Genomic DNA, 5,909 nt, shown 5'->3' with positions numbered 1-5,909 from the left:
TCAGGGCGAATATTTTCTTCCTCTTGAACGCGCTTAAATGTCTCATACTGCCAGCCTCGCGCCAAAAACACTGCCCCGCTGTCCGGAATAAGGTTCAAGATTTGGGAATACAACATTTTTAAGTGGGAACTTTTCTCGCTTGCGTGCGAGTTGGAAATTAGAATTAGAATAATTAAAAACTTAGTAATCTTTCGATAAATCATAGTTTTAGAAAATCATCAAAGCGCTTTTTTGATTACTCCTTTTTATCCTTATTCACCTTTTCCTCGAGTTCTTTTCTAAGTTTCTCGCGAAGTTCCTGAAGTTGCCGCTGGCGTTCCATAACTTCCTTCCAGCGGACGAACTTTTTGTAGCCACGATATTTGTTGAAAGGGTCGAATCCGGGCATCGACACCCCCTGAAAAATAACTTTCATAATAAATATTATGACAAACTCAATGAAACTCAAGCACATTTATGGGTTTAAAGCTTTCCGAAAAACAGCGTCAATTCGTTTTCGACCGTCACAGATTCACAGCGTTCGTGGGCGGGGTTCGCTCAGGCAAGACATTCGCAGGAACCGTAAAAGCCATCCGCATGGCACTTCGCAGGAAGCGCACCGGTGCCGTCGTAGCGCCGACATATACAATGATCCGTGATGTTATCCTACCTCTATGGCGAAAAATACTTCCGGCAGGCTCTGTAACAAGATTCTCCAGAACTCAAAATAAATTATGGCTTAAAAATGGCTCTGTAGTGCTGTTTCGCTCGGCAGAAATACCAGAAAGGCTCTATGGGCTTACCCTCGATTGGTTCCATATAGACGAGGCTGCCATAGTAAGCCGCAAAGTCTGGGATACACTTTACTCAAGAGTTATCTCGCGCAAAGGCTATGGTTTCATAACCACCACACCCAATGGTCACAACTGGGTCTGGGAACTCTACTCAAACGGCTGTATCTCCACGACATTCGCAAAAACCATCGACAACCCCCTAATAGACCCCGAGGAAGTGGAGCGAGCAAAAAAGCTTCTTGACCCAAAATTTTTCCGCCAGCAATACGAAGCCTCTTTCGAAGCCTACCTTGGGCAGGTCTATGATGATTTTGGGGAGCAAAACATAGCCCACCTTGCTCTCCGCCCGGACCTGCCCGTCTACCTCGCCTGCGATTTCGGCTGGAGGAACCCGACGGCAATACTCTGGGCTCAAATCCTCGAAAACGGCGATATATACATTTTCGACGAAGTGGTAGAATCATTCATGACCCCGGAATTAATAGCGCAAACTATAAAGGGGAGTTCGGTAAAACTCCCGTCAGGCCGCACATTTAAAGCCAAAGTGGGTTACGATAAAATAATCGAAATAGTCACGGGTTTTGAGGCTGCTCAATCACGTCAGGAGGCTGGAGGGCTGGCAATAATAGACATATTGCGAAATCTGGGGATACAAAAAATAAGAATCATAAGTGGCTCTGTAGCAAGAGGCGTTCTCATGGTTCGCGCAAAAATACTCGATGCCAGCGGGATTCCACACATCTTCGTGTCCCCACACTGCAAACGGCTTATAGCTGACTTTCGCGGCTACCATTATCCAGAAAATGCAAAGGGAACTGCGTTCGAGCTCCCGCAAAAAGATGGAATACACGACCACACCATGGACGCACTAAGATACCTCGTTATGGCGCTGGAGAAGAAAAAATCAAACTGGATAGTATAAAATATATTTAACACGATTGTATTTGGCTTTGCGAAGTGCCAAGCATTTGGGCTAACAGAGTGAGACGCAAAACCTGTATTAGGCGACACGGCGGTATCTTATTTTTCACTCTTTACCAAAGCCCCCGCCACCTACGATCAAGCGAACATATGGACCTGTAATACCTACATCGGGACCACCAGAGATGTCTATTCCATCCATTTCCCAATCGCCTTTTGCTGGAGCAAATGTATATCCTATGCGAAGCCCGAAAACTAAACCACCACCTCCTTTCTCATCTCCGCCAAATTTCAATAGATAGTCTGCTCCAAATGCCAAATTAAGCAGGAAGCCACCTGTTGAAAGCTCTACACTCCTTTTGGGATTATCCATGGGATTATCCAAAAATTCGTCGAAGGAGGGAGTCCCTTTCTCTATTATTTTAACACTCATGCCTCCTCCGCCAAGACCAAGAATCGGATAAACATTTACTATACCTGTCGTGTAGATTAAATACCCCACATCAAAGAACCCATAGCCAGCTTCGATTGAGCTCTTATAGCTTCCACTGGTAGTTTCTTCCCCAATTAATCCGTGACCTTCTCCACCTATTATCACCTTTCCGATTATTCCATGTCCACCTCCACCGAAAGAGATGAAATTGTCGGAAAATTCAGAATATCCTTTACTCTCCAATTTCGAGTTTAGGCTCTTTATGTCTATGATATTACCGCCTAACATAAAGTAACCTTTACCGCCACCTTCCTTACCATGTGCTGCTGTCTCCTGAGCCTGAGCAATGGCACACAGGAAGATACTCATGATAATCACTGCTCCCACTGTCAGGGTATTTTTGCCTCTTAGCATGGTTACCTCCCTTATTTGTTTTTACCACCGTATCGCCTAACTAAATCATATCTCAACATTCAATCATCTTTTTCTAACTCATTAGCTATTGATTTTGCCCAATTAAGGAATTTCCTTAACTCTTCGATTCCGAATCGGGTTAATCGCCAATATGTGTTTGCTCGCTTGCCTTCAGAAACCTTTTTACGCGGCGTTACGAACCCCTCCGCCTGAAGTTTGGTGAGCTGCACAGCAAGATTACCGTCTGTAAGACCAGTTTCTCGCTTTAATTCGGTGAAGGATGCCTCTCCAGCGACGGCAAGGTAGGCACAGATTTTAAGCCTTGCAGGCGAGAGCAAAAATTCATAATTCGCAGCCATAGCTCATCCCTCCTTCACGGAGCGGAGAATCAAAATGCCAGGCACCACGAGAAGCAAGACCTGCATTACCGCGAAGAAAAATCCGAAATAAAGCGGAATAGGTGTCATGGCAATGGTGAACACAAAACCGACAATAGCAACAAAACCTAAATATCTCGATTGAGCAAGGACACCAGTAACCCCAGCAGCGATGGAAAGTATTATCATCTCGGCTATCGGGATAACGGCTGTAAGAACACTATTTTTCAGGAAAATCGCTTCAAGAACGATAGCGATGGGCGCCACCCACAAAGCCAGCGAGAAATAACGCCAGCTTTTCCCTATGGCTTTATCGAGAAAAAAGCCCGGCGAATCGGCAGGAAATCTAATAAATAACTTGTTGAGAACTATAGCGACAATTACCCCCCCAGCCCATAAAAACAAGTATGCAAAAAGTTTGCTTACCCCAAAAATTATGAACCCTTGCGTAGCAAGAAAACCCGCAGCAGTGGTGGCTCCCCATATTATGTGTGACCAGCCCGCACTTCTTGAGTTTCCGCTCCTTCTAAGCCGCTCCACCAGACTGACCATGTAATCGATGCTCTCCACGATTTTTTGATTCGACATGTTGACCTCCTCAGTTTAATTTACACTTTCAACTTTATAATTTAAAGTATAATTTTAGTCGTCAAGAAAAATTTTAAAAGGGAGGAATTAATGAATTCCTACGAAAATCTACTGCAAAAAATAAGATTAAAAAACGCCATAACTAATTCCAGCCAGTTCAAAAAAGACATCGAAAAACGCATCGACTACTACTACGATAGACAACTTCCCTACCTTCTCGAGCTTATATCAAACCAGTTTGTCCACGCGGACCCGCTATCGCTTCAGCCGCAGTTCCTCAACATCGTCAAACCGATAATAAATGAGATTTCCATGATATACCGCGCTGGTGCTCGAAGAACACTCGTTAGCGACCTCGGAACTGAGGTAAGTCCCAAACTTTTAGCTTTATGGGAATTCATAATGCAGAACGCTAAATATGAATCCGTCATGAAGACTGTTAACAGGATGGTGAACCTGTGCAGGACAGTGCTCGTGAAGCCATCTTTCAGAAATGGTCAGCTTAAACTCGACATAATGACCCCAAATACATTCGATGTTATCGTGTCCGATGATGACCCTACCCACGCTGAGGCAATATTCTACGCAAGGGAAACGAACAGCGATGGATTGCCGAAAAAGACTGTCCATTTGTGGGACGAGAAAAATTACTATCGCATATCATCTGATGGCGAGCTTATTCCTATCCCGAACAACCCGAAAAATATCAACCCTTATGGGGTCCTGCCCTTCGTGCGGTTCACCGACGACATTCCTATTGACGATTTCTTCGTCCGCGGCGGCGACGACCTTATTGTCGCGCAGGACAACATCAATATCAAACTCACTCAGCTTAACTACATCGTTAAGATGCAAAGTTTTTCGGTGCCCGTGCTTGTTGGCTATCGTGGTCCCGAAAGGATAACTATTTCGCCGGGTAAACCTGTTGTGATACCGCTCGGGGGCATCGGCGAGCAGGGCAGCCCTGACTTTCGATTTGAATCTCCAAATCCACAGATAAAAGAGCTTATAATGCTTCTTGAGCACGAAATAGTGCGCATATTCAGAGTTTACGGCATCTCAAGCGCGGATTTCTCACTTCAGGGTAGCGTTAAATCTGGGTTCGCCCTCGTTATGGAGAACATGAAACTTCTCGAGGCGCGCGAAAATCAGCTTCCATTCTATGAATCAGCGGAAAAAGAGTTGTTCGAGGTTATAAAGCGAGTCTGGAATTATCACGCAAAGTTTCTTCCGCCGTCTCATCCTTTTGCAGGCGTCACATTCCCCGACTACATTCATCTTTCTGTTTCAATAAACACCATATCACTTCCTCGCCCCGTAAACGACGAAATAGCCGAATGGCGATTTATGCTTGAGAACAAGCTTGCGACTCCTATCGACTACCTAATGCGAAAGCACAAGCTAACTCAAAAGCAAGCGAGGCAAAGATGGCAAGAAATCGTGGAATGGTGGGAAAATAATCCCAACAAATCATCCGAACGAAATAAGACTTGAGAATTCCGATTTCTTCCATTAAAATTCACAGAAGCGGGTTGGGGAAAGATTCTGCGTAACGGGTAAAATATTATGCTTGAAGTGACATTTCCCAAAAAGCAAAAATTATGTTGACAAAATGGATTTGAATTCTAATAATGTAATTGAAATGAAGGTTTAATTAAGCGCCCCGCCATTGCTCTATGGCACTTAGGTGCACATAGAATGTCAATGGCGGGTTATTTTTAGGCAGGTGCCACATATGCCTATAGTTAAACCACCGCTAAAAAGGTGTATTGTATTTGTAGATGGAGCAAACCTATACAAAACCCTTAAAGAACTATCTCTTTGGTGCGATTATAACCTACTCATAAAAGCCTCATTAGAACAACTTGACTTCGATATAGAACTCATAAGAATTTACTTTTACACAGCCATACCAGACCAAAACCGTGAACCAGAAAATTATCGGAAAACATTATCTTTTCTTGGCAAATTGCAAAAATGGAACAATTGGGAACTAAGACTTGGCAGGATAGTTTACAGAAATGGTGTTCCCACCACTAAAGGCGTTGATGCAAAACTTGTTAGCGATGCGATATTTTTCACGAACCAAGACATGTATGATTTAGCGTTTTTTATAACTGGTGATGCCGATATAGCTTATTGTTTTGAAGCGATTAAATTGCTCAAGAAACAAATCGCGATCCTGCAATTACCAAAAAATTTCAGCAATGAATTGACTAATTAAGCGGATTATAAAATAGATTTTCCCTGAAAAAATATGCTCCAAACGGAAGAAGGTTTAGCTTCATTTCTCAGCCCAAAACACAGCGATTATCATAGCGGAAGAGATAAACACGATTCTTAGAAACGATAGCCTGACAAACGGCGAACGCACAACAGCCAAAAAACTGAAGATATTAAAGG

7 protein-coding genes are annotated in these 5,909 nt (G+C 43.6%); 3 read left to right on the top strand and 4 right to left on the bottom strand.

All coding sequences use genetic code 11. The features are described from left to right. Positions 1–235: 235 nt before the first annotated feature. Positions 236–388 carry a hypothetical protein gene (locus tag J7J62_05575; protein ID MCD6124623.1) on the bottom strand — a complete coding sequence of 51 codons (153 nt, stop codon included), beginning with the start codon at positions 386–388 and terminating at the stop codon, positions 236–238. 68 nt (positions 389–456) lie between these two features. Between J7J62_05575 and J7J62_05570 the strand changes: the two genes are divergently transcribed. Further along, positions 457–1,695 carry a terminase family protein gene (locus J7J62_05570; GenBank protein MCD6124622.1) on the top strand — a complete coding sequence of 413 codons (1,239 nt, stop codon included), beginning with the start codon at positions 457–459 and terminating at the stop codon, positions 1,693–1,695. Between the two features lie 105 nt (positions 1,696–1,800). Here the strand turns inward: J7J62_05570 and J7J62_05565 are convergent, their stop codons facing one another. Genes J7J62_05565 through J7J62_05555 form a run of 3 tightly spaced genes read right to left on the bottom strand, consistent with a single transcriptional unit; the run spans position 1,801 to position 3,506 of the window. Then, positions 1,801–2,541: a hypothetical protein gene (locus J7J62_05565; GenBank protein ID MCD6124621.1), complete on the bottom strand. Its 741-nt coding sequence runs from the start codon at positions 2,539–2,541 to the stop codon at positions 1,801–1,803. Positions 2,542–2,600: 59 nt separating this feature from the next. Then, positions 2,601–2,900: a transcriptional regulator gene (locus tag J7J62_05560; GenBank protein MCD6124620.1), complete on the bottom strand. Its 300-nt coding sequence runs from the start codon at positions 2,898–2,900 to the stop codon at positions 2,601–2,603. A 3-nt stretch (positions 2,901–2,903) separates the two neighbouring features. Next, the gene (locus J7J62_05555) at positions 2,904–3,506 is read right to left on the bottom strand and encodes a hypothetical protein (GenBank protein MCD6124619.1); all 603 of its coding nucleotides are present in this window, start codon (positions 3,504–3,506) and stop codon (positions 2,904–2,906) included. A 90-nt stretch (positions 3,507–3,596) separates the two neighbouring features. On the opposite strand from J7J62_05555, the gene J7J62_05550 reads away from it, so the two are divergent. Beyond that, entirely contained in the window at positions 3,597–5,000 is a 1,404-nt protein-coding gene (locus J7J62_05550) for a phage portal protein (protein MCD6124618.1), read from the top strand. Between the two features lie 241 nt (positions 5,001–5,241). Then, positions 5,242–5,730: an NYN domain-containing protein gene (locus J7J62_05545; GenBank protein ID MCD6124617.1), complete on the top strand. Its 489-nt coding sequence runs from the start codon at positions 5,242–5,244 to the stop codon at positions 5,728–5,730. Positions 5,731–5,909: the final 179 nt, after the last annotated feature.

It is taken from the genome of bacterium (genome assembly GCA_021159335.1).
Classification (GTDB): Bacteria; UBP14; UBA6098; order B30-G16; family B30-G16; genus JAGGRZ01.
The sequence above is the reverse complement of the archived record's forward strand: the minus strand, read 5'-3'. Positions and strand labels throughout refer to the sequence as shown.